Annotated in this window: 26 protein-coding genes; 13 read left to right on the forward strand and 13 right to left on the reverse strand. The window is 64.2% G+C overall.

Annotation, left to right across the window (positions count from 1 at the left end; genetic code table 11):
* Window positions 1-72 precede the first annotated feature (72 nt).
* Window positions 73-465 (forward strand): VanZ family protein, encoded by a 393-nt coding sequence (locus GJ698_RS16020; protein ID WP_154358765.1) that lies wholly within the window; start codon window positions 73-75, stop codon window positions 463-465.
* Here the strand turns inward: GJ698_RS16020 and GJ698_RS16025 are convergent.
* A complete protein-coding gene (locus tag GJ698_RS16025) occupies window positions 419-634 on the reverse strand; it encodes a hypothetical protein (protein ID WP_154358767.1) in 216 nt (71 codons plus the stop codon). The genes GJ698_RS16020 and GJ698_RS16025 overlap by 47 nt on opposite strands.
* Window positions 635-771: 137 nt before the next feature.
* Between GJ698_RS16025 and GJ698_RS16030 the strand changes: the two genes are divergently transcribed.
* On the forward strand, window positions 772-1,161 hold the full coding sequence (locus GJ698_RS16030; protein ID WP_154358769.1) for a hypothetical protein: 390 nt from the start codon (window positions 772-774) through the stop codon (window positions 1,159-1,161).
* Here the strand turns inward: GJ698_RS16030 and GJ698_RS16035 are convergent.
* Both GJ698_RS16035 and GJ698_RS16040 read right to left on the reverse strand, forming a co-directional pair.
* On the reverse strand, window positions 1,158-2,060 hold the full coding sequence (locus tag GJ698_RS16035) for a TraB/GumN family protein (protein ID WP_154358771.1): 903 nt from the start codon (window positions 2,058-2,060) through the stop codon (window positions 1,158-1,160). The two genes, GJ698_RS16030 and GJ698_RS16035, sit on opposite strands and share 4 nt — an antisense overlap.
* 134 nt (window positions 2,061-2,194) lie before the next feature.
* A complete protein-coding gene (locus GJ698_RS16040) occupies window positions 2,195-2,956 on the reverse strand; it encodes a substrate-binding periplasmic protein (RefSeq protein WP_154358772.1) in 762 nt (253 codons plus the stop codon).
* A gap of 61 nt (window positions 2,957-3,017) precedes the next feature.
* On the opposite strand from GJ698_RS16040, the gene GJ698_RS16045 reads away from it, so the two are divergent.
* Together GJ698_RS16045 and GJ698_RS16050 are read left to right on the forward strand one after the other, a co-directional pair.
* Window positions 3,018-4,025, forward strand: coding sequence for an LLM class flavin-dependent oxidoreductase (locus tag GJ698_RS16045; protein WP_154358773.1), 1,008 nt, complete (start codon window positions 3,018-3,020; stop codon window positions 4,023-4,025).
* 114 nt (window positions 4,026-4,139) lie between these two features.
* On the forward strand, window positions 4,140-5,291 hold the full coding sequence (locus GJ698_RS16050) for an MFS transporter (RefSeq protein WP_154358954.1): 1,152 nt from the start codon (window positions 4,140-4,142) through the stop codon (window positions 5,289-5,291).
* Between the two features lie 97 nt (window positions 5,292-5,388).
* Here GJ698_RS16050 and GJ698_RS16055 read toward each other — a convergent pair whose 3' ends face one another.
* The 6 genes from GJ698_RS16055 to GJ698_RS16080 form a co-directional block, all read right to left on the reverse strand.
* A complete protein-coding gene (locus tag GJ698_RS16055) occupies window positions 5,389-5,850 on the reverse strand; it encodes a hypothetical protein (protein ID WP_229260015.1) in 462 nt (153 codons plus the stop codon).
* Window positions 5,847-6,671, reverse strand: coding sequence for a hypothetical protein (locus GJ698_RS16060; RefSeq protein ID WP_166454886.1), 825 nt, complete (start codon window positions 6,669-6,671; stop codon window positions 5,847-5,849). Before GJ698_RS16060 ends, GJ698_RS16055 begins: the two co-directional genes overlap by 4 nt.
* Window positions 6,671-7,462 carry a hypothetical protein gene (locus GJ698_RS16065; protein WP_154358774.1) on the reverse strand — a complete coding sequence of 264 codons (792 nt, stop codon included), beginning with the start codon at window positions 7,460-7,462 and terminating at the stop codon, window positions 6,671-6,673. The genes GJ698_RS16060 and GJ698_RS16065 overlap by 1 nt, the downstream gene beginning before the upstream one ends.
* 46 nt (window positions 7,463-7,508) lie before the next feature.
* A complete protein-coding gene (locus GJ698_RS16070) occupies window positions 7,509-8,018 on the reverse strand; it encodes a DUF6160 family protein (protein ID WP_154358775.1) in 510 nt (169 codons plus the stop codon).
* Between the two features lie 118 nt (window positions 8,019-8,136).
* Window positions 8,137-8,646 carry a DUF6160 family protein gene (locus GJ698_RS16075; RefSeq protein WP_154358776.1) on the reverse strand — a complete coding sequence of 170 codons (510 nt, stop codon included), beginning with the start codon at window positions 8,644-8,646 and terminating at the stop codon, window positions 8,137-8,139.
* A 67-nt stretch (window positions 8,647-8,713) separates the two neighbouring features.
* Window positions 8,714-8,998 carry a hypothetical protein gene (locus GJ698_RS16080; protein ID WP_154358777.1) on the reverse strand — a complete coding sequence of 95 codons (285 nt, stop codon included), beginning with the start codon at window positions 8,996-8,998 and terminating at the stop codon, window positions 8,714-8,716.
* A 97-nt stretch (window positions 8,999-9,095) separates the two neighbouring features.
* On the opposite strand from GJ698_RS16080, the gene GJ698_RS16085 reads away from it, so the two are divergent.
* Genes GJ698_RS16085 through GJ698_RS16110 form a run of 6 tightly spaced genes read left to right on the forward strand, consistent with a single transcriptional unit; the run spans window position 9,096 to window position 14,718 of the window.
* Entirely contained in the window at window positions 9,096-9,863 is a 768-nt protein-coding gene (locus GJ698_RS16085; RefSeq protein WP_154358778.1) for a C39 family peptidase, read from the forward strand.
* 36 nt (window positions 9,864-9,899) lie between these two features.
* Complete coding sequence (locus GJ698_RS16090; protein WP_154358779.1) at window positions 9,900-10,913, forward strand: transporter; 1,014 nt, start codon at window positions 9,900-9,902, stop codon at window positions 10,911-10,913.
* The gene (locus GJ698_RS16095; RefSeq protein ID WP_154358780.1) at window positions 10,913-12,529 is read left to right on the forward strand and encodes an OmpP1/FadL family transporter; all 1,617 of its coding nucleotides are present in this window, start codon (window positions 10,913-10,915) and stop codon (window positions 12,527-12,529) included. Before GJ698_RS16090 ends, GJ698_RS16095 begins: the two co-directional genes overlap by 1 nt.
* A 20-nt stretch (window positions 12,530-12,549) precedes the next feature.
* Complete coding sequence (locus GJ698_RS16100; protein WP_154358781.1) at window positions 12,550-13,092, forward strand: DUF2059 domain-containing protein; 543 nt, start codon at window positions 12,550-12,552, stop codon at window positions 13,090-13,092.
* The gene (locus tag GJ698_RS16105) at window positions 13,089-14,069 is read left to right on the forward strand and encodes an AraC family transcriptional regulator (RefSeq protein ID WP_154358782.1); all 981 of its coding nucleotides are present in this window, start codon (window positions 13,089-13,091) and stop codon (window positions 14,067-14,069) included. The genes GJ698_RS16100 and GJ698_RS16105 overlap by 4 nt, the downstream gene beginning before the upstream one ends.
* Before the next feature lie 4 nt (window positions 14,070-14,073).
* The gene (locus tag GJ698_RS16110; protein WP_229260016.1) at window positions 14,074-14,718 is read left to right on the forward strand and encodes a cyclic di-GMP-binding domain-containing protein, MshE-related; all 645 of its coding nucleotides are present in this window, start codon (window positions 14,074-14,076) and stop codon (window positions 14,716-14,718) included.
* A 79-nt stretch (window positions 14,719-14,797) separates the two neighbouring features.
* Here the strand turns inward: GJ698_RS16110 and GJ698_RS16115 are convergent, their stop codons facing one another.
* Entirely contained in the window at window positions 14,798-16,414 is a 1,617-nt protein-coding gene (locus GJ698_RS16115) for a M28 family peptidase (RefSeq protein WP_154358786.1), read from the reverse strand.
* Between the two features lie 102 nt (window positions 16,415-16,516).
* Between GJ698_RS16115 and gluQRS the strand changes: the two genes are divergently transcribed.
* Together gluQRS and GJ698_RS16125 are read left to right on the forward strand one after the other, a co-directional pair.
* A complete protein-coding gene (gene gluQRS, locus GJ698_RS16120; RefSeq protein WP_154358788.1) occupies window positions 16,517-17,428 on the forward strand; it encodes a tRNA glutamyl-Q(34) synthetase GluQRS in 912 nt (303 codons plus the stop codon).
* 42 nt (window positions 17,429-17,470) lie between these two features.
* The gene (locus GJ698_RS16125; protein ID WP_154358790.1) at window positions 17,471-18,967 is read left to right on the forward strand and encodes a CYTH and CHAD domain-containing protein; all 1,497 of its coding nucleotides are present in this window, start codon (window positions 17,471-17,473) and stop codon (window positions 18,965-18,967) included.
* Here GJ698_RS16125 and GJ698_RS16130 read toward each other — a convergent pair whose 3' ends face one another.
* From GJ698_RS16130 to GJ698_RS16140, 3 genes are all read right to left on the reverse strand, one after another.
* On the reverse strand, window positions 18,968-19,354 hold the full coding sequence (locus GJ698_RS16130) for a hypothetical protein (RefSeq protein ID WP_154358792.1): 387 nt from the start codon (window positions 19,352-19,354) through the stop codon (window positions 18,968-18,970).
* Between the two features lie 36 nt (window positions 19,355-19,390).
* Window positions 19,391-19,987 carry a LysE family translocator gene (locus GJ698_RS16135; RefSeq protein WP_154358794.1) on the reverse strand — a complete coding sequence of 199 codons (597 nt, stop codon included), beginning with the start codon at window positions 19,985-19,987 and terminating at the stop codon, window positions 19,391-19,393.
* Window positions 19,988-20,087: 100 nt separating this feature from the next.
* Window positions 20,088-21,014: a LysR substrate-binding domain-containing protein gene (locus GJ698_RS16140; RefSeq protein WP_154358796.1), complete on the reverse strand. Its 927-nt coding sequence runs from the start codon at window positions 21,012-21,014 to the stop codon at window positions 20,088-20,090.
* A gap of 91 nt (window positions 21,015-21,105) precedes the next feature.
* Between GJ698_RS16140 and GJ698_RS16145 the strand changes: the two genes are divergently transcribed.
* Window positions 21,106-21,813, forward strand: coding sequence for an HAD family hydrolase (locus GJ698_RS16145; RefSeq protein ID WP_229260017.1), 708 nt, complete (start codon window positions 21,106-21,108; stop codon window positions 21,811-21,813).
* Window positions 21,814-21,823 lie beyond the last annotated feature (10 nt).

Below are 21,823 nucleotides of genomic sequence, written 5' to 3' on the forward strand. Positions count from 1 at the left end.
TGACTCAAGAAAGGTGCACCGGAGTCCGGTGCACCACTCCCCCTTTTTTGCAGTGCATGGTATTGTCTCCTCATGCTCAAGCAATTACTCCTTACCGACTCCCTCGCCCGTCTCCGCTACTGGACCGCCATCGCGTTGTACCTGCTGATCCTGATACTGGGCTCGGTCCCCGGCGCCCGCCAGGACATCGGCGAAGTCGCCTCCGGCGTCATCCTGCATTCCATCGCCTACGCCGGGCTGACCTTCCTGATCTTCACCGGCGGCAGCGGCGCGCCGTCGCAGCGCGCCGGCAAGGCCGTGCTCACCATCGCCGCCATGGGCGCGCTGGACGAGTGCGTGCAAAGCTTCTTCCCGTATCGCCACGGCGCCGTGTCGGACTGGATGGTGGACTGCAGCGCCGCGATGCTGACGGCCGCCGTCATGTGGCTTCTCTGGAGTCGGTATCGCATCCTTCCGGCTGACTGACTTCGCCGGTTGCCAGCTCGACGTCCATCCGCATTTCCTGCAGCTGCTCGGCCTTGGCCACGCGTACCAGGCCGTGCAGTGCGTGGAGGAAGAAATGCCGGCTGCGGGTGTCGCCGCAGGTGGCATCAATTAGCTCTTCGATAATGGTATCTGTCACGCGTGTCAACATATCGATATCCTTTAAAGTGATACCGGACAATTATTGCGTGTAGGTAGCATCATTCAATTGATGTACATCAATCGAGAGGCTAGGTAAGGGAACAATGCGGTCAGACGCGCCTCTGAGCATATTTGAGGGAGGCGACAATGACAAAGACCACCGTATTGACCATGGCGCTGTGCCTGCTTGCCGCAACGGCCTGCGCCGACAAGATGACGCAGGACAGCGGCACATCCGGCATGCCGGGACCGAGCCCGCAGGCAGCGACCACCACGACGACAACCCCGGCCGCCGCCACCTACGGCGTGGTGCAAGCCATCGACCAGTTGCAGCGTCAGGACGTCGGCCTGAGCGCGATGGGCGCCGCCGGCGCGGCGGCTGCCGGCGGCAATATGGGGTCGCCGACCGACAAGGTCTACCGCGTCACCGTCCGCCTGGACGACGGCAGCAACCAGATGGTGGTGGAAGAATCCATGCCCGGCTACAAAATCGGCGACCGCGTCCGCTACAGCAACGGCCGCGTGCAGGCGTATTAATAAAGCTGCTCGACCTGGTAGCCGCGCCGCTTGAGCAACTGCGGCAAGCCATCGTCGCCCACCAGATGCAGCAGGCCGACGCCGACAAACGCCACCTGGTCCTGCTGCATGATGCGCTCGATGTTGGCGGCCATCTCCGGATTGCGCTTGCCGAGCAGGACGCGGTTCATGAAGCCGGCCGAAATGCTGTCGCCGCTGGTGGCGGTGTGCCAGGCGGCCTGGATGCCGCTGCGGTCGGCAACGCTCCACGCTTCCAGCAGCGCTTGCGAGCGCTTCAGCGAATCGCCGTCGGCGAGGTCGGCCAGGTTCTCCAGCAGGTATTGCTCCTGCTGCTGCGCGTCCAGCGTATCGAACAGGCTCAGTTGATAATCCGCGCTCTCCAGTTCGCGCACCGTCTTTTCCTGCTTCTGCGCGGCGGCCAGCAGTGCGAACTCCACCGCCTGGCTGCGCTGGTAGCCGTTCTTGTCCAGCTCAGCGCCGACCAGCAGGTTGGCGATCAGCCACGGCTTGTATTGCTGCACCGACGCCAGCGCAATGCCGGCGCGCGCCAGCGCCTGCACGGTCTTGTCCAGCGTAGCCGGAGTCAGATGATTCTGGACGCTGTCGCCTTCCGCATAGCGTCCATAGCGCGTCAGCGCGACCTGGAACGCCTTGTCTTCGCGAATATCCAGTTCGATCACCAGCGCCTTGGAATCAAGCAGCGCGCGCGCAGCCACCTCGTCCAGCGGATAGGCGCCGTCGCGGCCGACGTGGACCGTGCCATAGAGATAGCTGGTTTTGCCGTCATGCGTCACCCGGTACAGCTGGCCCCGATGCTGGGCCGAGGTTTCCAGCGTGCCGGCGGCGAAAACAGCCTGGCAGCAAGCCAGCAGGAGAGCAAACAAAATACCGGATTTCATCGCGCGTGCCATAGAATTAATATTTACATTGAAATAAAAACAGAATAAGGCGAACGCCTCACCGTTTTTCAATAGTAATTCAGGACCACACGCCGTCAGAAAGTATTTTTAAAAACCGTCGGCAAAATAAAACATTATTTAAGGCGATTCTGATAAGTACTGATTATTTTGCTCACACTTCCGTCTTTAATCAGCAGATCAATTGCCTTATTCACCTCATCCAGCCGCACGCGCGCCTGCGGCGACACGGCGCACCGGGCCTTGTAGCTCTTGATAACCAGGGGCGGATATAGCGATAGTTTCTCGCCAACCTTGAGATAATAATCAAGCGTGCTTTGCTGGGTAATAGCATGATGCAAACGCCCGGCCGCTATTTTACGGAGATTACCCGATGACGAATGGCCATCATCGCGGACAAAACCCGATCCCAGCTTTTCCAATTCGGGATAGTAATATCCCAACACCGTTGCAACGGGTTGTCCGGCAATATCCTGGAGTTTATGTGGCTGGGGAATGGAGGTATCGGTTAACAGCACTTCGGCGACCGGGAAAAAGCCCTTGGACCACTCGAACTTGCCCGGCAGCCAGGACGGCAGATACAGGCAGATCACATCGGCCTGGCCGGCGTCCAGCGCCATGGCGATGCGCTTGCGCGGCAACAGCAGAAAGCGCGCTTCCCGCCCAAGTTTGGCGGCCAGCGCCTCGCCCAGCTGCTTGTGAAAGCCGTCGACCAGATGGTTATCGCTGAACGCGGCCATCGGCATCTCGGTGCCGGTGTCGACCGCCACCACCAGCGGCGGGATGGCTGCGCCGGCGTGCGGCGCCAGGGTCATTGCCGCGGCAATCAGGGCCTGTCCTGCACGCTTGGCCCAATCTGTGTATGCTTGTCTATCCATTTAGAAAGATTATACCCACACACTTTCAATGGGCATGTGATTACTTGAGAGACCTGCACCCATGATTCCATTCTCCATCCTCGACCTGTCCCCTATCGCCGAAGGCAGCAATGCGTCCGCCTCGTTCCGCAACACGCTGGACCTGGCCCAGCACGGCGAACGCTGGGGCTACCAGCGCTACTGGCTGGCCGAACACCACGGCATGCCCGGCATCGCCAGCGCCGCCACGGCGGTGGTGATCGCCCACGTGGCCGGCGGCACCAGCACCATCCGCGTGGGCGCCGGCGGCATCATGCTGCCGAACCATTCGCCGCTGGTGATCGCCGAACAGTTCGGCACGCTGGAAGCGCTGTTCCCCGGCCGTATCGACCTCGGCCTGGGCCGCGCGCCCGGCTCCGACCAGACCACCGCGCGCGCCCTGCGCCGCAACCTCGACAGCGACGCCGATGCCTTCCCGCAGGATGTGCTGGAACTGCAAGACTATATGTCCGACAACTCGCGCCAGCGCGTGCTGGCCGTGCCGGGCAACGGCGCCAAGGTGCCGCTGTGGATACTCGGCTCCAGCACCTTCGGCGCGCAACTGGCGGCGCACCTGGGCTTGCCGTTCGCGTTCGCCTCGCACTTTGCGCCGCAGATGATGCAGCAGGCGATGGCGCTGTACCGCGCCAACTTCCAGCCATCGGCACAACTGGCCAAGCCGTATGTGATGCTGGGCTTTAACGTGTTTGCCGCCGACACCGACGAAGAAGCGCACTTCCGCGCCACCTCGATGCAGCAGGCCTTCGTCAACCTGCGCACCGGCCGCCCGTCCAGGCTGCCGCCGCCGAAAGCCGGCTACCTCGAATCGCTGGGTCTGCCCGAGCGCGCGATGCTGGATTCGGTGCTGTCGTGTACCGCGATCGGTTCGCCGGCCACGGTGAGCCGCCAGCTGCAGGACTTCATCGCCCGCACCGGCGCGGACGAACTGATGATCACCTCGCAGATCTACGAGCACGCGCAGCGCCTGCGCTCGTACGAAATCACCGCCGAGGTGCGGCAATCGCTGGCACGCGAACAGGCGGGCCTGTAAAAACCGGCGCCCGCGCAGCAGCAATTCTTCATGCCCTGTAAAATTGCCGCCCTTCCAAATTTTCAGGAGCATGACGTGAGCCAGTCCCACGCCCAGCAAGACCTTTCACCCGGCATGGTCTGGTTGTTTGCCATTGCAACCGGCCTGATCGTCGCCAACCTGTACTACGCGCAAACGCTGATCGGGCCGATCAGCCGCGCCACCGGCCTCGATCCCGGCGCAGCCGGCCTGATCGTCACGCTGACGCAGATCGGCTACTGCATCGGCCTGCTGTTCATCGTGCCGTTGGGCGACTTGCTGGAAAATCGCCGGCTGATCGTCATCGCCCTGCTGGTGACGGCGGTGGCCTTGCTGGCCGCCTCGATGACCAGCAGCGCCAACCTGTTCCTGTTTGCCGCGCTGTGCATCGGCCTCGGTTCGGTGGCGGCGCAGATCGTGGTGCCGTTCGCGGCGCATTTGTCCAAACCTGAAACGCGCGGCAAGACTGTCGGCAAAGTCATGAGCGGCCTGCTGATGGGCATCATGCTGGCGCGCCCGGTGGCCAGCCTGGTGGCGGATGCGCTAGGATGGCATGCGATCTTCGTGCTGTCGGCGATCACCACGGCGGCGCTGGCCTTCCTGTTGCGTACGCGCTTGCCGCAGCGGCAGCCGGAGGGCGGCATGCATTACTTTGCGCTGCTTGGTTCGATGTGGCACCTGCTGAAGACCACGCCGGTGCTGCGCCGTCGCGCGGCATACCAGGCGTGCATGTTTGGCGCGTTCAGCCTGTTCTGGACGTGCGTGTCGCTGGAACTGACGGGTCCGTATTTCCAGATCAGCCAGGCCGGCGTGGCGATTTTTGCGCTGGTGGGTGTGGCGGGTGCGATTGCATCGCCGATTGCCGGCCATCGCGCGGATCAGGGCAAGAGCCGTTCGACCACCATGGTGGCGCTGTTGCTGGGAGTGCTGGCGTTCGCCATGCCGCTGGTGATCCACAGCAGCCGTCTGGTGGACTTGGGCGTGCTGGTGATGACGTCGATTATTCTGGACATGGGCGTGTCGGCGAACCTGGTGACGGGACAGCGCGCGATCTTTGCCTTGCCGGCGGAGATACGCAGCCGCCTGAATGGTTTGTACATGGCGCTGTTCTTCATGGGCGGCGCGATCGGATCGTCGCTGGGCGGCTGGATGTTTGCCGCGCACGGGTGGACGGGGGTGCTGTGGACAGGGCTCGCGTTTCCGCTGATCGCATTGTGCGTGTTTGCCACCGAGACCCGCAAACCGTAGGGTCAGACCCCGTCCGGGGTCTGACCCTTGGCTGGCCGTGCGGGGTAAAACGCAGCCTCCGACTGAGCGCCCAAATCGGGGCCGCTGCCCTCCGCGCTCAGTGCCCCCAGAAACGCACCTGCCCTTGCAGCGACACCGTGCCGTTGATGTTGATGCTGCCCAGGTTGCCCGTCACCGGCGCGCTGGGGTCGTTCTGCACACTCAGCGATTCGAAGCCGAAATTGGTGTAGCGTACATATCCCGGCAGCCCAATCGCAATATAGTCGCCGCCGCCATCGCTGCGCGTCTGCACACCGAGATTAACGGTGAACATATCCACCGTCCCCCGCACATTTTTGAACACGATGTAGCGATTCTGCCCGCCGCCGCTGAACCCCAGCGACAAGCGGCTATCGCTCACCGCCCCCACCAGCGTCGGGTCATTCAGCACCACGTGCGCCGCAAAGCTGATGCCGTCGCCGCCGATGACCTTGGCCAACTCCGCATCGTCCAGCGCCCGCAACTCGCCCGCCCGCGCCACGCTGGCCCATAGCAGCAAGCACAGCACGCGCTTCATCATTGCTTGAACTTGATATCAAGGTACTGGATCTGGATCGATCCAATCCGCGACGCACCGAGATCCACCGTCGGCTGTCCCGGACTCACAAAGGAAATATTGTCCACCGCGATGCTGCCCGCCGGCGCCTGCCCGCTGCCATAACGCGCATCCGGCCAGTCGATGCCAATATGTAGACGCGGCCCGGTTTCGTCATTCAAGGCATTGATCACCGCCGGCTGCGACGCCACGTTCGCGATCTGCCACGCGCCGCCATCGGCGCCGCCGAGATGAATGCCGCTCAACACCATGGCCTCGCTCGCATCCTCGCGCCCGCGCGGCTGGAACGACAGCTGCGCGATATCCATCTTCAACGCCGCGCCGAACGCGATGCCGTCATTTACCTGCGGCGTGGTGAACTGCAAGCCTCCGCCGGTCAGCACCAGATCCTTGACCACCACACTGCCCTGCTCGCGCACCACGCCGTTGGCGCCGACGCCCCAGTCATACGCCATCTGCCAGCGCTGCTCGGCGTTGGCGTTCAAGGGAAACGCGATGTTGATCACATCCGCCAGCCCAGGCGCACCCGGCACGATATCCAGCCGGAACGGATCGGAAAACGGCAACAGACTGTCGCTGCGCGAGGCGCTGAATTTTTCCACGTACAGGCTGGCGCCGTTCGGCGCGGTGTAGCTGACGCGCGCATCGCCGCTCATGGCGAAGCCGTTCAGATCGAAGCTGACGCCATCGCGCCCGCGCACCGCTGACAAGGCGCTGTCGCTCAGCGGCTCCATCGCGCCGGCCGACGACATTGCCATCAATAGGCCCAGCAGCGCGCGCCGCATCAGCGTCCCTTCGGCAGGTTGGGCGGCGTGATGCCGCTGGTGTTCAGCGCCTGTAATTTGTCGCGCCAGTTCAGCCACACGCCGGCCTGCGCCGGATCGGACGCCGGCAAGCCCGCCGCCGTCGGGAACTGCACGCCGGTCTTTAACAGCGACACCCAGAAATCACGGCTGCCGCCGCTGGCGTCGCCCGCCGTCACGCCGCCCAGCTGCGACAGCGTCAGGCACGGCGCCGTGCACGAACCATCCCAGCGCTTGCCGCCCAACGCATCGGTGCGCGAATCCAGCACCAGCGTGCTGCCGTCGGCCTCCGTGCCGGTCACGCGCATCGAGCCGGACAAGGTTTTCACCTGCAAACCGATATCGCCGCTGATCGACTCGAAGCCGAAGCGCAGGCCGATCGCCTCGCGCGAGGCGCCGTCGGCGGCATTTTTATACACGAATTCAAAATAGGGATTGCTGATCTGCACCAGGCGCTGCGCCTCGGTGCCGTCGCTGCGGCCGAACTGCATCAGCGGGATATCCAAGTCCGCACCGCCGCCGTTGCGCAGCGAGTAGGTGTATTCGCCCAGCCGCATATTGCGGATATTGGCGCTCAGTGAAATGTCCGCGTCCAGCGCGACCTTGCTGAAGTCGTAGCCACCCAGGCTGGTGTTGGTGAGCGTGACCAGGCCCTGCCCGCGCGTGTTGGACAGTTCGTCTTCGCTCATGGGCTGCATCTGGGCCGACGCCGCGTGCATGCCGCACAGCAGTGCCGCGCCCGACAGCAGCCGGCGCAATGTGGTGAAAGTCATGATGGGGAAACGGCGGTCCGGGTCGGGACCGCCGCCGCTCAGCCGATTAGTGAGCGAAGATCCACACGGTGGTACCGCGCATATCGATCTGGTTCATGGCGACAGAGCCGAACGAGGCGGTACTGTTGCCCATCTTGATCGCGTCGACCGACACGTTCAGGTAGTGACCGTCGGCCACCACGGTTTGCGGAATGGCGATCTGCACCACGTCGCCGCCGGCGGTCTTGCTGTAGAAGTTGCCGGAGTCGGTCACGCCGGCAGCGCCGGCAGCCATCAGGAAGGAGTTGCGCGACAGGATGTCGATGTTCGCAGCGATCAGGCCGTTGACCTTGATGCCGTTGAACGACACCGAACCGCCGCCCAGGCCGTTGGTATCGAGCGCGTCGGTATCGGTGTAGGTGAAGGAATTGATCTTGATGTTCAGGTTGGCGGCGATCGAGACGCCGTCCTGGCCGCTGACGGTGCTGAGTTCAGCGTCTTGAATCGGGGTCATGGCCGAGGCCGAGAATGCCAGGGTTGCCAGGGCTGCAGCTGCTGCGGTTTTGATGAATTGCATGATTCCGTCTCCGTGAATTGTTATGTTTTTTGATACTGCGGGAACCATCTTAGGGTCCCGCAGCTGCTACCGTCCATGACTGCTCAGGCCAAGCAACAGGCCTGGCGAGCCGCCGGGATCAGTGCGCGAAGATCCACACGGTGGTGCCGCGCATGTCGATCTGGTTCATCGCGACCGAACCGAACGAAGCGGTGCTGTTGCCCATCTTGATCGCGTCAACAGACACGTTCAGGTAGTGGCCGTCAGCGACCACCGATTGTGGAATCGCGATCTGCACCACGTCGCCGCCGGTGGTTTTGTTGTAGAACGTGCCCGAATCGGTCACGCCGGCGGCGCCCGCGGCCAGCATGAAGGAGTTGCGCGACAGGATGTCGATGTTCGCAGCGATCAGGCCGTTGACCTTGATGCCGTTGAACGACACCGAACCGCCGCCCAGGCCGTTGGCATCAACCGCGTCGGTGTCGGTGTAGGTGAAGGAATCGATCTTGATGTTCAGGTTGGCAGCGATCGATACGCCGTCCTGGCCGCTGACGGTGCTCAGCTCTGCGTCCTGGATCGGGGTCATGGCCGAAGCCGAGAAGGCGATGGTTGCCAGGGCTGCTGCCAGTGCGGTTTTGATGGTTTGCATGTGCTATCTCCGGTGTTGTGGTTGGTTTGGGGGTGCTACAAATCTTAATATTTGACTATTAATTAAATTAATCATATGAGTCGCCGCCGCAACGGGTCCAGCTTGCCGCGCTGACCGCGAAAGCCAACCACACGGCCTTGCGAGCCAGCAGAGTGAAGCGCTTGTTGCAGGCATGTCGCACCGGTCTTGCGCGCGATACCATACCTTTCAAGGCAAAACCTAGAGTCACATTTCTAAAAAAGAAGCTGCGATTGACGGTATGTTCATGCGTTAATAAATTACAAAAATGAAAAGACGAGTTGCCGCTTAAATAAAGCACGACCGTACTAATCTGAATAGTGGAGACAAGCATGAAAACGACAACGGGGCGCCCGACGCCCCTGGGCGGAGCTCAGCCCGCCGCTTTGCACCGGACCTTTTTTACGCGCGCACGCGTGAAGGGTTAGCCCATGCTGATGCTATTGCTGGGCGTGGTGGCCGCCCTCATCGGCGGCGCCGGTGTCCTGTCCCGACACGAACCGCAGGACCGGCCCCAGGGCCAGTTCGAGATGCCGCAAACGCTGCTCGGCGGCGGCGCCTATGTGCAATCGGTGCAGATGGAGCCGTTCTCCGAGCTCAAGTACAAGCACATCGTGCGCCAGGCCTTCGACTACAGCTGCGGCTCGGCCGCGCTGGTCACCATCCTCAACTACCACCTGGGCGTGATGGTCAACGAGCAGCAGGCCATGGAAGGCATGCTGGACAAGGGCGAGAAGGACAAGATCATCGAGCGGCGCGGCTTTTCGCTGCTCGACATGAAGCGCTACGTCGGCTCCATCGGTCTGTCCGGCGCCGGCTTCAAGGCCGAGATCAAGGACCTGCAAACGCTGACCGAGCCGGCCATCGTGCCGATCGACTACGGCGGCGCCAAGCACTTCGTGGTGCTGCGCGGCATCCGCGACGGCGTGGTCTACATTGCCGATCCGTCGGCCGGCAACATCGTCTTCTCGGTCGAGGAATTCACCCGCTGGTGGGACAAGAACACCCTGTTCATCATTTCGCCGGCCAAGGGCCGGCAACCGCGCGGCGACCTGGCGCTGACCGACCAGGAACTGGGCGTGGTCGACATGGACCGCGTCACCGGCAAAGGCCGCCAGGAAGCGCTCAGCAACAGCGCCCTGATCCTGATGCGCGCCGTCAATTCCGGCGCCGCCGGCACCTGGATGCACCGCAATTAATCCCCTCAGCGCAATCACTCTCACAAGGAAGCCGATATGATGTTTCGTACCATCCCCTTTGCCGTCGCCGTGGCGCTGACCGCGACGCCAGTCCTGGCCCAGGAAACCACCCCGCCCGCGGCGCCCGCCACGGCCGACGCCGCGCGCGACGCGCTGGCCAAGAAGGAAGGCGAAGGCGACCAGAGCGCGCTGCTCAAGCAGACCCTGACCGCCGTCGACAAGCAATACTCGCTGATCCGCCGCGGCCAGATGTCGCTGACCTACGACCTGAGCTACAGCTACGTGGGCGAGGACCGCATCGTCACCGACATCGCCAACGGCAACGCCACGCTGTTCAACATCGAGAACAACAACTCGCACACGGTCACCAACACCTTCTCCGCCGATTACGGCGTGCTCAACAACCTGACCGCCAACCTCACCCTGCCGCTGATCTCGCGCTACGCCGACACGGCGGCGCGCAGCGGCATGTCCAACTCGCTGGGCGACATCGGCGTCGGCGCGCGCTGGCAGCCGTTCGAGGCGCACCGCGACACGCCCAACCTGACGCTGATCAGCAACGTGCGCCTGCCGACCGGCCGCAGCCCGTTCAAGATCATCGCCGGCACCGGCGAGGCCACCGGCAGCGGCGTCGGCGCGCTGACGCTGGGCCTGAACGTCAACAAGATCGTCGACCCGGTCGCGCTGTTCGGCTCGCTGAACTACACGCTCAGCACGCCGGCCAAGGACTTGTGGCAGATCAACGGCTCGCGCATCCTGACCCGCGTCCAGCCGGGCGGCAGCTTCGGCTTCGGCATGGGCTTCGCGTATGCGCTGTCGTACGGCATCTCGACCACCGTGTCGTTCCAGGAAGCGATTTCGGCCGGTTCCAAACTGCGCTTTGCCGACGGCCTGGAAGCCAAGACCCATATGCAGACTTCGGGCATCCTCAACCTGGGCCTGGGCTACCGCATCTCGCCCAAGACCACCATCAACTTCTCGGTCGGCATCGGCGTCACGCCGGACTCGCCTAACCTGGTGGTGGGCATGAACCTGCCGTTGAGCTTCTGATGCCACGCCGCCTCGCCATCGCGGCCGCTGTCGCCAGCACGCTGGGTACGCTCTGTACCTTCAGCCTGCCGGCGCGCGCCGCGCTGACCGAAAACCTCACCACCAGCGTGGTCGCGATGGCGATGGGAAATGCGGTGACCGCCGACCCGCCGGGCATCCAGTCGATCCACTTCAACCCGGCCGGGCTGGCGCGCATGACCGGCGACAGCGAAAGCATCCACAACTTCGTGGCGTCGATCCGCACCAGCGCCAGCTTCACGCCGGGCCAGGGCTTCGACGTCGGCGGCTGGCGCGACGATCCGCTGTCCAACACCTCCACCGGCCCGGTGCGGCAGATCATGTACGTGCCCGGCTACGGCATGCCCGGCTGGCGGCTGCCGGCGGTGGCCGTGCCCGGCATCGGCATGTCGTGGAATAAGGCCGGCTCGCCGTGGACCTTCGCCACCGACAGCTACATGGCGCAGGCCATGAGCCTGGACCGCACCACCGATCCCAACGATCCCGGCCAGTACCAGGGCCGGCAGTTGCAGATCCAGCGGCTGGTGTACGCCGCGCCGTCGGTGGGCTACAAGTATTCCGACACGCTGCGCTTCGGCGTGGCGGTACCGATCGCGCATGCGGCCTTCGTGGTCGACACCAATATGCGCTTCCCCAATGAGCTGCTGGGCGTGTTCGGCCAGCTGCAAAAAGGCTGGTGCCCGGAAGACGGCGGCAACATCATCGACGTGTTCGGCTTCGGCGTGTGCGGCGGCGGCAAGGACGGCATGGTCAGCCCGTTCAAGAAGGCGGCCAATATGCGGGTGGAACTGACCTCGCCGTTCGACCCGACCATCAACTTCGGCGTGCTGTGGGAACCGTCGCCGAAATTCGCCATCGGCGCTGTGTACCAGGGCGGCTCCAAGACGCACTACACCGGCAACTACGTGTTCACCACCGATCCCATGCTGCGCAACTTCGTGCGCGGCATGAACGCCAGTCTGCTGGGACCGATCGCCGGCGCGGTGCTGGGCTTCCCGTCCTCGATACCCGCCGAGCAAAAAGGCAATATGAGCGCGACGATTCCCTTCCCTGCCCACTTGCAGGTGGGGATCAAGCTCAAGCCGGTGAAGTACGTGCAACTCAACGTCGACGCCAGCTATGCGCGCTGGAGCGAATGGGACGCGCTGCGCTTCCAGTTCGACCAGAGCATCAAGCTGCTGGAAGTGGCGCGGCTGTACGGCATTCCGGATTCGGGCAAGCTGGTGATCCCGCGCGGTTACAAGAGCGTGGTCAACTTCGCCTACGGCCTGCAGCTGAATCCGCTGGAGCGGCTGTCGATCCGGCTGGGCTACGAGCCGCGCAAGAGCTCGGTCCCGGCCGACAAGATCGACCTGCTGGCGCCGCTGCCGGACACCAAGCTGCTGAGTGCCGGCATCGGCTTCAAGCTCAACAAGAATACCGACATCAACATCACCGGCTCCTACATGACCGGCAAGTTCAATACGCCGGCCAACACCAGCTGCAATATGAACTGCAACAACTTCCTCAACATCATCTACAACCCGTACGCGGGACAGGACGTGCGCGGCGACATCCACGTCCGCTATTTCGGCTTTGAAATCAACAAGCGTTTCTGATTTATCCTGGAGGAGCACACATGAAAAAAATAACACATCAACTCGCATTGCTGACCCTGAGCGCGGCGTGCCTGGGCGTGCACGCCGCGCCGGTTTCGCCAGCCAAACAGGCGCTGGTGGACCAAGTGCTGAAGCTGTGGAATATCGACAGCATCGGCCAGTCCATGCTGCAAGTGCCGGTGGCCGACGCCGTGCAGCAGGCGCGCGCCATGCTGCAAGGCCGCGCCGCGCCGGAGAAACGCGATGCGGCCATGAACGACATCGTCGGCGAAGCCAAGCAGTTCATGAACGAGGCCACGCCGATCACCCGCGCCAGCGCCGACAGGCTGATCCCGACCACCATTGCGCCGATGCTTGCCGAGCGCTACACGGAAGACGAACTGAAGCAGCTGATCGCCATCCTCGAATCGCCGGTCAAGAAAAAGTTTGAAGCCATGGTGCCGGAAATGCAGAAAACCCTGGGCGAAGGCGTGGCGGCCGACACTCGTCCGGTAATCGATCCCAAGCTGCAGGGCCTGAAGGAAAAAATCGGCCTGCGTCTGCGCGCTGCGGTCACGCCATGACGTACTCTTCCGCCCTGCATCTGGTGCGCGGCGTGAAATCGCGCCTGGCGCAATCCGGCGTGCAAGCAGACGCGCTGTTCCATGAAGCCGGCCTGGACGAAGGCGACGGCCTGGCGTGCGACGCGCTGACGCTGTCGGACAAACTCAGCCACCTGTGGGAACTGCTGGTGCAGCAATCGGGCGATCCGCTGATCGGGCTGAAGATCTCGGCGCCGCACCGGCTCGGCTGGCTGGGCGTGATGGGCCACATCATGCTGGTGTCGCCGACGGTGCAAAGCTCGATCGAACGCTTCCAGGGCCACACGCGCGTGGGACTGGTGCTGCCCGGTGCGCGGCGTTCGGTGCCGCAGCAGCGCTACGACTTTGTCTGGTGCGTGCTGCTGCGGTCCCTGCGCTGCGCTGCCGGCCGGGACGACATCGCTCCCGTGATAGTGGAATACAACTTCCCGACGCCGGCCAATGCGCGCGTGTACGAGGAAACCTTCGGCTGCCCGGTGCGTTTCGACATGCCGCACAACGTCATGGAATTTTCGGATACCGACCTGGTCTCGGCGCTGCCCGCCAATCCGCCGCTGATGAATGGCGGCGGCGAGCGCGTGCTGGCCTCGCTGGCGGCAGCCGAACCGCCGACCTTCAGCGCCAAGGTGCAGTCCTTGCTGGCCAGCCTGCTGCCGAAAGGTCCGCCGCACCGCGACGACGTCGCCGCGCAAATGATGATGAGCGAGCGCACGCTGCAACGTCGGCTGGCCGAGGAAGGCACCAGCTTCACCAACCTGGTCGACGACACGCGGCGCGAGCTGGCGCGGCAATCGCTGAGCGCGGGAGAGCTGTCGCTGAAGATGCTCAGTTTCCAGCTGGGCTTCTCGGAGCCCAGCGCGTTTTACCGGGCGTGCAAGCGCTGGTTCGGCATGGCGCCGTCGGACATCCAGCATAAAAAAGGAGACAGCCATGGGATGGCTAACAAGCAATCAGAATAAATCGATGCTGGGTCAGCTTCTGGTCAAACAGAAGCTGATTACCGAAGAACAGCTGGCCAGCGCCATCGCGCTGCAGCGCCAGACCGGCCAGCGGCTGGGCGACATCTTCGCCGAGCTGAACCTGATCACGCACCAGCACATCGAAGACGCCCTGCGCAAGCAGCGCCGGCTGCGGATGGCGGCCGCCATCGCGACGTCCCTGCTGGCGCCGCTGGAAACCTACGCCGCCACCGCCTTGCCGGCGGCCGCGCTGACGTCCAGCGCCTCCGCCACCCGCGCCTTGCGCGCGCTGAGCGAAGAAGAACTGGGCGACACCTCGGCCCAGGGCCTCAGCGACGACCTGGTCAGCGCGGTCAAAAACGCCAGGAGCAACGGCCTGGAAGTGGTGGGCGAAATGAGCAAGCTGCTCAACCCGGTGCTGGGTTTCCTCGAAGCGGACACCAGCATGAAAAACGTCGTCTACGACCCGAACAAAGCCGCCGCCACCATCAACAAGGACGGCACGCTGACGTTGAGCCTGCCGTCCTCGATCGGCGAAATCGCCTTCAACAACATCCGCGTCAAAGGCACCGAAGGCAGCAGCTTCGGCAGCATCTCCATCAAAGGCATCGACCTCACCGGCACCAGCATCACCGTCGGCTTCCATTAAACCGGGGTCAGTGCCGACATTCGGACATTTAGTCGCGCGCGACTAAATGTCCGAATGTCGGCACTGACCCCGGTTTTTATTACTTGTTGCGGGGGACGGCGAAGGCGTCGCCGGCTTTCCACTCCGGAAGCTTGGCGGCGTTGGCGATCAGGCGGCCCAGGTTGAGCGTGTACTGGGCGGTCTGCACCATGCCCGACAAGTCCCAGCTGGCGTCGTATTCGTCGCTGACCTGGTGGTAGCGCTTGCCATAGGCCTGGGCCTTGGCTTTCGAACCTTCCGGGTCCTTGATGTAGTCGCGGCCCGATTCGATCGAGAATGCCGGTACGCCGTTCTTGGCGAAGTTGAAGTGGTCGCTGCGGAAGTAGCCGCCCGCCAGGTCCGGCTTGGCGGCGGCGATCTGCATGCCCATCGATTTCGCCGCCGTTTCGGCCAGTTTGCCCAGCTCGGTGCGCTCGCTGCCCTGCGTGCCGATGTCGCGCGTGGCGCCGACGAAGTTCAGGCTGTCCAGGTTCAGGTTGGCCGCCGTTTTCGCCAGCGGCCACAGCGGCGACGAGGCGTAGGCCGCGCTGCCCAGCAGGCCCTGTTCTTCGGCCGCCACCCACAGGAACATCTGGCTGCGCTTGGCCGGCGCCGCTTTGGCCTGCTGCGCCATGGCCAGCAAGGCTGCCGAACCGGAGGCGTTGTCCACCGCGCCGTTGAAGATCGTATCGCCGCTGTCGCCCTGCTTGCCCAGGTGATCCCAGTGCGCGCTGTAGATTACCACTTCATCCTTCAGCTTGGGATCGGTGCCCGGCACCACGGCCGCGACGTTGAATTGCTCGACCTTGCGCACCGCCGCCTTCATTTCGCCATTCAGCCTGGCGGCCAGCGGCACCGGCTTGAAGTCCTTCTTCTCGGCGGCGGCGCGCAGCGCGTCCAGATCCTGACCGGCGGCGGTGAACAGCGCGCGCGCCGTGTCGTCCGTCATCCAGCCTTGCAGCTGCGTGCCCAGCGTGCCGGCCGCCAGCTGGAAGCGCTCCACGCCCGACCAGCTGTTCTGGATCACGCTCCAGCCATACGACGCCGTCGGCGTGGTGTGGATCAGCAGCACGCCGGCCGCGCCCTGGCGCTGCGCTTCTTCAAACTTGTAGGTCCAGCGGCCGTAGTAGGTCAGGCCCTTGCCGTTGAAGCGGTTCGGCTGTTCGGCCGTCGGCTGCGGGTCGTTGACCATCATGACCAGGATCTTGCCCTTCAGGTCCATGCCCTTGTAGTCGTTCCACTGCTCGTCCGGCGCGGTGATGCCGTAGCCGACGAACACCAGGTCCGCATTGAAGCTGTGCGCGGCGGTCGCATCGCCCGGCGCAAACACCCAGTCCTTGCCGAAGGCGATGTCCAGCGGCTTGCCGCCCGCTTCCAGTTTCAGCGTGCTCTCGGCTGGCTGCGTCTTGACGCCGGCGATCAACACCGGCTGGCGGAAGCTGCCGCCATTGCCCGGTTTCAGGCCCAGCGCCATCGCCTGGGTTTCCAGATACGCCACCGTCAAATCGCCGCCGCGCTGGCCGGTGCCGCGTCCTTCCAGCAGGTCGCTGGCCAGGAATTGCAGATGGGCGCGCAACGGCGCTTCCTGCACCATGGCGGTCTTGCCGGCATCGGCGTGAACGGGGAATGCCAGCGCCAGGCTCATGGCCAGCGCGGATGCTACAAAGGATGTCTTCATTGTTATGATGTCCTGGGTCAGTGATCGATGCGGTTTTTCCGCGCGGACATTGTATGCGATTTGCCGCCGCCGTCATCCGCCCGTCGCGTTAAAATGGCGGACATGACTGCACGCACTCCCTACATCGGCCGCTTCGCCCCTTCGCCGACCGGCCCCCTGCATTTCGGCTCGCTGGTCGCCGCCATGGCCAGCTATCTCGACGCCAAGGCGCACCACGGCCAGTGGCTGCTGCGCATCGAGGACGTGGATGGCGCCCGCAACGTCGACGGCGCCGCCGAGCACATCCTGGCTTCGATCCAGCGCTGCGGCATGCACTGGGACGGCGACGTCTCCTGGCAAACGCAGCGCTACCCGCTATACCAGCAGGCGCTGGAGCAGTTGGGCGGCCTGGTCTATCCCTGCGGCTGCTCGCGCCGCGAAATCGCCGATTCGCAGGTGAACCTGGCCGGCCACCACACGCAGGCGCTGGTCTATCCCGGCATCTGCCGCGACGGCCTCGCGCCCGGCAAGGTGGAACGCGCGCTGCGCCTGAAAGTGCCGCAGTCGCCGCACTGCGTGCTGTCCTTCGAGGACCGCTGGGCCGGCCGCTACAGCCAGGATCTGACCGCCGACGTGGGCGATTTCATCATCCGCCGCGCCGACGGCTACTGGGCTTACCAGCTGGCGGTGGTGGTGGACGACGGCGCGCAAGGCATCACCGACATCGTGCGCGGCGCCGACCTGCTCGATTCGACGCCGCGCCAGCTCTATCTGCAACAGGTGCTGGGCCTGCCGCAGCCAACCTATCTGCACGTGCCGGTGGTGGTCAACGAGGCGGGCGACAAGATGTCCAAGCAAACCGGCGCGCAGGCCTTCGACACCGGCGCCGATCCGCAGGTGCTGTTGCGCGAGGCCATGCTGCCGGCCGCCCGCTTTCTCGGCCTGGATATACAGGCGGAAACGATCGATGCCTTCTGGCGCGCCGCCACGCCTGCCTGGGCGCAACTATTGCAAACGCTGCCGCGCCGCCCGTAAAAACGTGCGCCGCGCATCGGCGCTTTTCCCTACACTGATCCGATGGAAGTCGAACTTAAACTCTTACTGGCGCCTGAACACAACGAGCAGGTGCTGCAGCATCCGCTGCTCGGCGAGCCGGCGCGCGTGCAGCAACTGACGGCGCGCTACTTCGATACGCCAGACCTGCACCTGATGCGCCACGGCGCCGGCCTGCGCGTGCGCCGGGTCGATGGCGCGTGGATACAGACCATGAAAGCGGGCGGCAGCGTGCAGAGCGGCCTGCACAGCCGCAACGAATGGGAAGGCCAGGTGGACCGCTCGTGGCCGCGGCTCGGCAAGCTGCGCAAACTGATCGGCGACGACCGGCAATGGCTGACGGTGCTCGACGCCACCAACCTCAAGGAGCGGCTGGAGCCGCTGTTCCTGGTGGATGTGCAGCGTCACGTGTGGGATGTGGAAATCGACGGCAATCGCATCGAAGTGGCGCTCGACGTCGGCCACATCGAACGCCAGTCGCACCGGGCGCCGGTCAACGAAATCGAACTGGAACTGAAGGATGGCGATCCCGCCGGCCTGTACGCCTTCGCGCTGCAACTGCTGGAGGATATTCCTCTGCGCATCAGCAACATCAACAAGGCGCAGCGCGGCTACATGCTGGTGCGCGAAAGCGGCCACGCACCGTTCCGCGCGCAGGCGCTGGACCTGGACGCCGACGCCAGCCTCAGCGACGCCCTGCCCGCCGTGCTGGGCAACTGCCTGGAGCACATCCAGCGCAACGAAGTGGCGGTGATCGAAGGCGACGATCAGGAAACGCTGCACCAGATGCGCGTGGGCGTGCGCCGCCTGCGCTCGGCCATCAAGCTGTTCAAGGATATCGCGCCCTGCCCGCCTGCGCTGCTGGAGGATGTCAGCTGGCTGGGCACGGAACTGGGCGCGGCGCGCGATTGGGATGTGCTGCTGTCATCGACGCTGACGCGCATCGACGCCACGCCCGGCGGTCAGCACAGCATGCTGGAGCTGCTGTCGCTGGCGCAGCAAACCGCGCAAGCCAAACGGCGCGAGGCGGCGCAAGCTTTACTTTCGCAGCGCTATACCAGATTGATGCTGACGCTGGGATCATGGATGCTGCAGGCGGCGCCACTGCTGAATGGATCGGCGGCGCAGTTCTCGCGCCACACCTTGCAGCACCTGCACAAGTCGCTGCTGAAGCGCGCCGCGCGCATGAACGACAGCGACGCCGCCAGCGCCCACCGCACGCGCATCGCCGCCAAGCGGGGCCGCTACGCGCTGGAATTCTTCCACTCGCTGTACCGCGCCAAGGGAGCGCATGAATATCTGAAAACGCTGGCCGCCGCGCAGGACGAACTGGGGCAGCATAACGATCTGGTGGTGGCCGACCGGCTATTGCAGGAACTGGCGCAGGACCAGCCGCAGGCGGCCGGCGTGATCCAGTTCGCGCGCGGCTACCTGATCGCGCAGCAGGCCACGCAGCCGGCCGACCTGGCGGCGATCCGCAACCGCCTGCACGCGCTGCGGCTGCCGCACGTTAAACGCTGATCAACGACGCGCGGGCTTGGAGATCACGCTCCAGGTCAGCGTGCCGGGGCACTTGGCCTGCTGCACCGCCAGCAGCGCATCGTCGGCCTCGGTGCTGGCCTGTGCATACTCCTTGCGGCCCGATACCTTGAAGTGCAGCGCCGGCGAGGCCGAGCTGGCGGTCTTCGACAGCGTCGGCGCGAAGCCGCGCTCGGTGAGGATCTTGCGGCAAGGCGCCAGGCCGGTCAGCTCGTCCGCCTCGATGTCGATGGTGAAAATCCAGCTCTCCACATAGCCGCGCGCGGCGCGATCCGGCTCCGGCAGCATCAGGTTGGACGGCACGGTGGCGGCGCCGGCGGCGACAGACAGCAAGGTGGCGCTCAACGCCAGCGCGATTCGACGAAACATGGGCATTTCCTAAAAATCCGGTAAAACGCTATGGTATCAGGCCAGCAGCGGATACAGGGTGGCGACCAGCGCCAGCGCCATCACCACGTTGAAAATGCGTACCGAACGAGGATCCTGCAGCACGCGCCGCATGGCCACGCCGAACAGCGCCCACGAGCCGACGCAGAACACGCCGATCACGCCAAACACGCCGGACAGCAGCGCCACGTCGGCCACATGGAAGCCCTGCGGCAGATAAGTGGTCAGCGCGCTGAGCGACATCACCCAGGCCTTCGGATTGATCCACTGGAAAGCCGCGGCGCCCCAGAAGCCCATCGGCTTCGACAGGCTGACCTGCTGCGCGCTCATCGGCGCCGCGTGCGCCAGCTTCCACGCCAGCCATAGCAGATAGATGGCGCCGGCGTACTTGAGGATGGTCTGCAACATCGGCACCTGCTCGAACACCGCATGCAGTCCCAGCCCGGTCGCGAAAATCATGAAGGTGAAGCCGCAGGTAATGCCGAACAGATGCGGCAGCGAGCGCTTGAAACCGTAATTCAGGCCGGAAGCCAGAATCATGGTGTTGTTGGGGCCGGGCGTGATGGAGCTGATGGCGGCAAAGGTGCACAGGGGCAGCAGCAATTCGGGCGACATGGAGTATCCGTTCTCAAGGTGTGCTTGCATTGTACGGTCAGCTGTACTGGCCGCAACCAGTACACTTATACAAACAGTTGCCATCACTGTATAGGTAACTTTACCGGTACGAGCTTTCCAGTTCGCGCCGCACCAGGTCCTGGCCGTTTTCGATCACGAAGTCCTGGAACGACGCCGCCACCTTGGGAATCGGCTGATCGGTCAGGTGCATGATATGCCAGTCCGCCTCCACCGGATTGTGCGCCATCGGCAGCATGGACAGCAGGCCGGCCTTGAATTCCAGCGCGCAGGCGTGCACCGACAGAAAGCCCACGCCCAGGCCGGCCGACACCATGCGCTTGATCGCCTCGTTGCTGGACACTTCGGAACCGAATTCCGCCGCATGCCCTTCCTCGCGCAGCAGCTTCTCGACCGCCGTGCGCGTTCCCGAGCCGCGTTCGCGTACCAGCAGGTTGGCCGCCATCACGTCGTTGAGCGTGATTTTTTTCTTCTTCATCAGCGGGTGCGACGGGCTGGCGACAAAAGCCATCGGGTGGCGTGCGAAACGGGCGGCGCTGGTGCGCAGCTCGCGCGGCGGCGTGCCCATGATGGCCAGCTCGATCTCGTGCCGCGCCAGCATATTGATGATCTCCGTGCGGTTGCCCACCTGGAGCTTGAGCCGCACGTCCGGCCGCTCCAGCGTGAACGGCACCAGCAGCGGCGGCAGCAAGTGCTCCGCCGTGGTCACCGCGCCGATGCGTAGCGTACCGGAGGTGACGCCCTGCAGCGCCGCCAGTTCGTCGGTGGCCTGCTCCCACAGCCGCAGGATGCGCTCGGAGAAATCGGCCATCACCTCGCCGGCCGCCGTCAGCTGGATGTTGCGGCCGACCTTGCGTGTCAGTGGCATGCCGGTGATCTCTTCCAGCGTGCGCAGTTGCAGCGACACCGCCGGCTGCGTCAGGTGCATGGCGTCCGCTGCGCGCGACACGCTCTCGTGGCGGGCTACCAGTACAAGCGATTCCAGCTGCCGAAAACTGGCATGATACATAAGAATTCCTTATTAATTATCCAAAATCTTTAATTTTTCTTTTGTTCATTCTACCTCTATATTGATAGACATCTGACATCGTTGAGCGAGAATGAACATGAGCATAGACGTGATCTTCCTGGGCCTGGACGGCGTTCTGTTCGATACCGAAGCCCTGCACCTGGCGGCCTGCAATGCGGCGTTTGCCAACGCCGGCCTGTCGCTGCGCTGGACCTTGCCGGCGTTGCGCGCGGCCGCCGCCGCCCACGGCTATGCGCGCGCCATCGGTTCCGCCGTCGCCCTGCCGCCGCTGTCGCGCGAAAAACAGCGCGTGGCCGAACTCTTCGAAGACAAGCACCGCCAGTTCCACCAGGCGATCCTGGCGCGTCCGCCGCAGGCGCAGACCGCCGCGCTGAAGCTGATCGAGGATGCCGCCGCCGCCGGCTGCAAGATCTGCATCCTGACCGACCTGCCGGCGCCGGCCACCTCGGCGTTGCTGGAGCGCCACTTCGGGGCCGACGTCACCAGCTTGTTCAGCGTGGTCGCGGGCGGCGCCAGTTTCGACGCGCCTGCCGGCACCGGTCCCTATGCGCACGCGCTGCACGCCATGGGCGTCCAGCCGCAGGACGCCGTCGCCATCGACACCGCCGTGCCGGCCCTGCGCGCCGCCGCCGACGCCGGCCTGCGGACCGTCTCCGTTGCGCCCTACGGTACGGACGTGGTGCGCCCGCGCCAGTTCATCACTTTCGACGCCCTGCACGAATTGCAGGCCAGCCCCTGCGTTCCGGCGCCAAAGCCGGCGCTGCACCGCGCGGCGTAAAGAAGCCGCA

Source organism: Duganella aquatilis, from assembly GCF_009674565.1.
Lineage (GTDB): Bacteria > Pseudomonadota > Gammaproteobacteria > Burkholderiales > Burkholderiaceae_D > Rugamonas > Rugamonas aquatilis.

Coding starts and splice junctions, on each gene's coding strand:
- GJ698_RS16080 (WP_154358777.1), bottom strand. CDS start 8,998: ATGCTTGTCTCCACTATTCAGATTAGTACGGTCGTGCTTTATTTAAGC.
- GJ698_RS16140 (WP_154358796.1), bottom strand. CDS start 21,014: ATGTATCATGCCAGTTTTCGGCAGCTGGAATCGCTTGTACTGGTAGCC.
- GJ698_RS16045 (WP_154358773.1), top strand. CDS start 3,018: ATGATTCCATTCTCCATCCTCGACCTGTCCCCTATCGCCGAAGGCAGC.
- GJ698_RS16035 (WP_154358771.1), bottom strand. CDS start 2,060: ATGAAATCCGGTATTTTGTTTGCTCTCCTGCTGGCTTGCTGCCAGGCT.
- GJ698_RS16030 (WP_154358769.1), top strand. CDS start 772: ATGACAAAGACCACCGTATTGACCATGGCGCTGTGCCTGCTTGCCGCA.
- GJ698_RS16135 (WP_154358794.1), bottom strand. CDS start 19,987: ATGTCGCCCGAATTGCTGCTGCCCCTGTGCACCTTTGCCGCCATCAGC.
- GJ698_RS16025 (WP_154358767.1), bottom strand. CDS start 634: ATGTTGACACGCGTGACAGATACCATTATCGAAGAGCTAATTGATGCC.
- GJ698_RS16095 (WP_154358780.1), top strand. CDS start 10,913: ATGCCACGCCGCCTCGCCATCGCGGCCGCTGTCGCCAGCACGCTGGGT.
- GJ698_RS16105 (WP_154358782.1), top strand. CDS start 13,089: ATGACGTACTCTTCCGCCCTGCATCTGGTGCGCGGCGTGAAATCGCGC.
- GJ698_RS16020 (WP_154358765.1), top strand. CDS start 73: ATGCTCAAGCAATTACTCCTTACCGACTCCCTCGCCCGTCTCCGCTAC.
- GJ698_RS16145 (WP_229260017.1), top strand. CDS start 21,106: ATGAACATGAGCATAGACGTGATCTTCCTGGGCCTGGACGGCGTTCTG.
- GJ698_RS16130 (WP_154358792.1), bottom strand. CDS start 19,354: ATGTTTCGTCGAATCGCGCTGGCGTTGAGCGCCACCTTGCTGTCTGTC.
- GJ698_RS16055 (WP_229260015.1), bottom strand. CDS start 5,850: ATGATGAAGCGCGTGCTGTGCTTGCTGCTATGGGCCAGCGTGGCGCGG.
- GJ698_RS16125 (WP_154358790.1), top strand. CDS start 17,471: ATGGAAGTCGAACTTAAACTCTTACTGGCGCCTGAACACAACGAGCAG.
- GJ698_RS16115 (WP_154358786.1), bottom strand. CDS start 16,414: ATGAAGACATCCTTTGTAGCATCCGCGCTGGCCATGAGCCTGGCGCTG.
- GJ698_RS16110 (WP_229260016.1), top strand. CDS start 14,074: ATGCTGGGTCAGCTTCTGGTCAAACAGAAGCTGATTACCGAAGAACAG.
- GJ698_RS16075 (WP_154358776.1), bottom strand. CDS start 8,646: ATGCAAACCATCAAAACCGCACTGGCAGCAGCCCTGGCAACCATCGCC.
- GJ698_RS16040 (WP_154358772.1), bottom strand. CDS start 2,956: ATGGATAGACAAGCATACACAGATTGGGCCAAGCGTGCAGGACAGGCC.
- GJ698_RS16090 (WP_154358779.1), top strand. CDS start 9,900: ATGATGTTTCGTACCATCCCCTTTGCCGTCGCCGTGGCGCTGACCGCG.
- GJ698_RS16050 (WP_154358954.1), top strand. CDS start 4,140: ATGGTCTGGTTGTTTGCCATTGCAACCGGCCTGATCGTCGCCAACCTG.
- GJ698_RS16085 (WP_154358778.1), top strand. CDS start 9,096: ATGCTGATGCTATTGCTGGGCGTGGTGGCCGCCCTCATCGGCGGCGCC.
- GJ698_RS16060 (WP_166454886.1), bottom strand. CDS start 6,671: ATGCGGCGCGCGCTGCTGGGCCTATTGATGGCAATGTCGTCGGCCGGC.
- GJ698_RS16100 (WP_154358781.1), top strand. CDS start 12,550: ATGAAAAAAATAACACATCAACTCGCATTGCTGACCCTGAGCGCGGCG.
- gluQRS (WP_154358788.1), top strand. CDS start 16,517: ATGACTGCACGCACTCCCTACATCGGCCGCTTCGCCCCTTCGCCGACC.
- GJ698_RS16065 (WP_154358774.1), bottom strand. CDS start 7,462: ATGACTTTCACCACATTGCGCCGGCTGCTGTCGGGCGCGGCACTGCTG.
- GJ698_RS16070 (WP_154358775.1), bottom strand. CDS start 8,018: ATGCAATTCATCAAAACCGCAGCAGCTGCAGCCCTGGCAACCCTGGCA.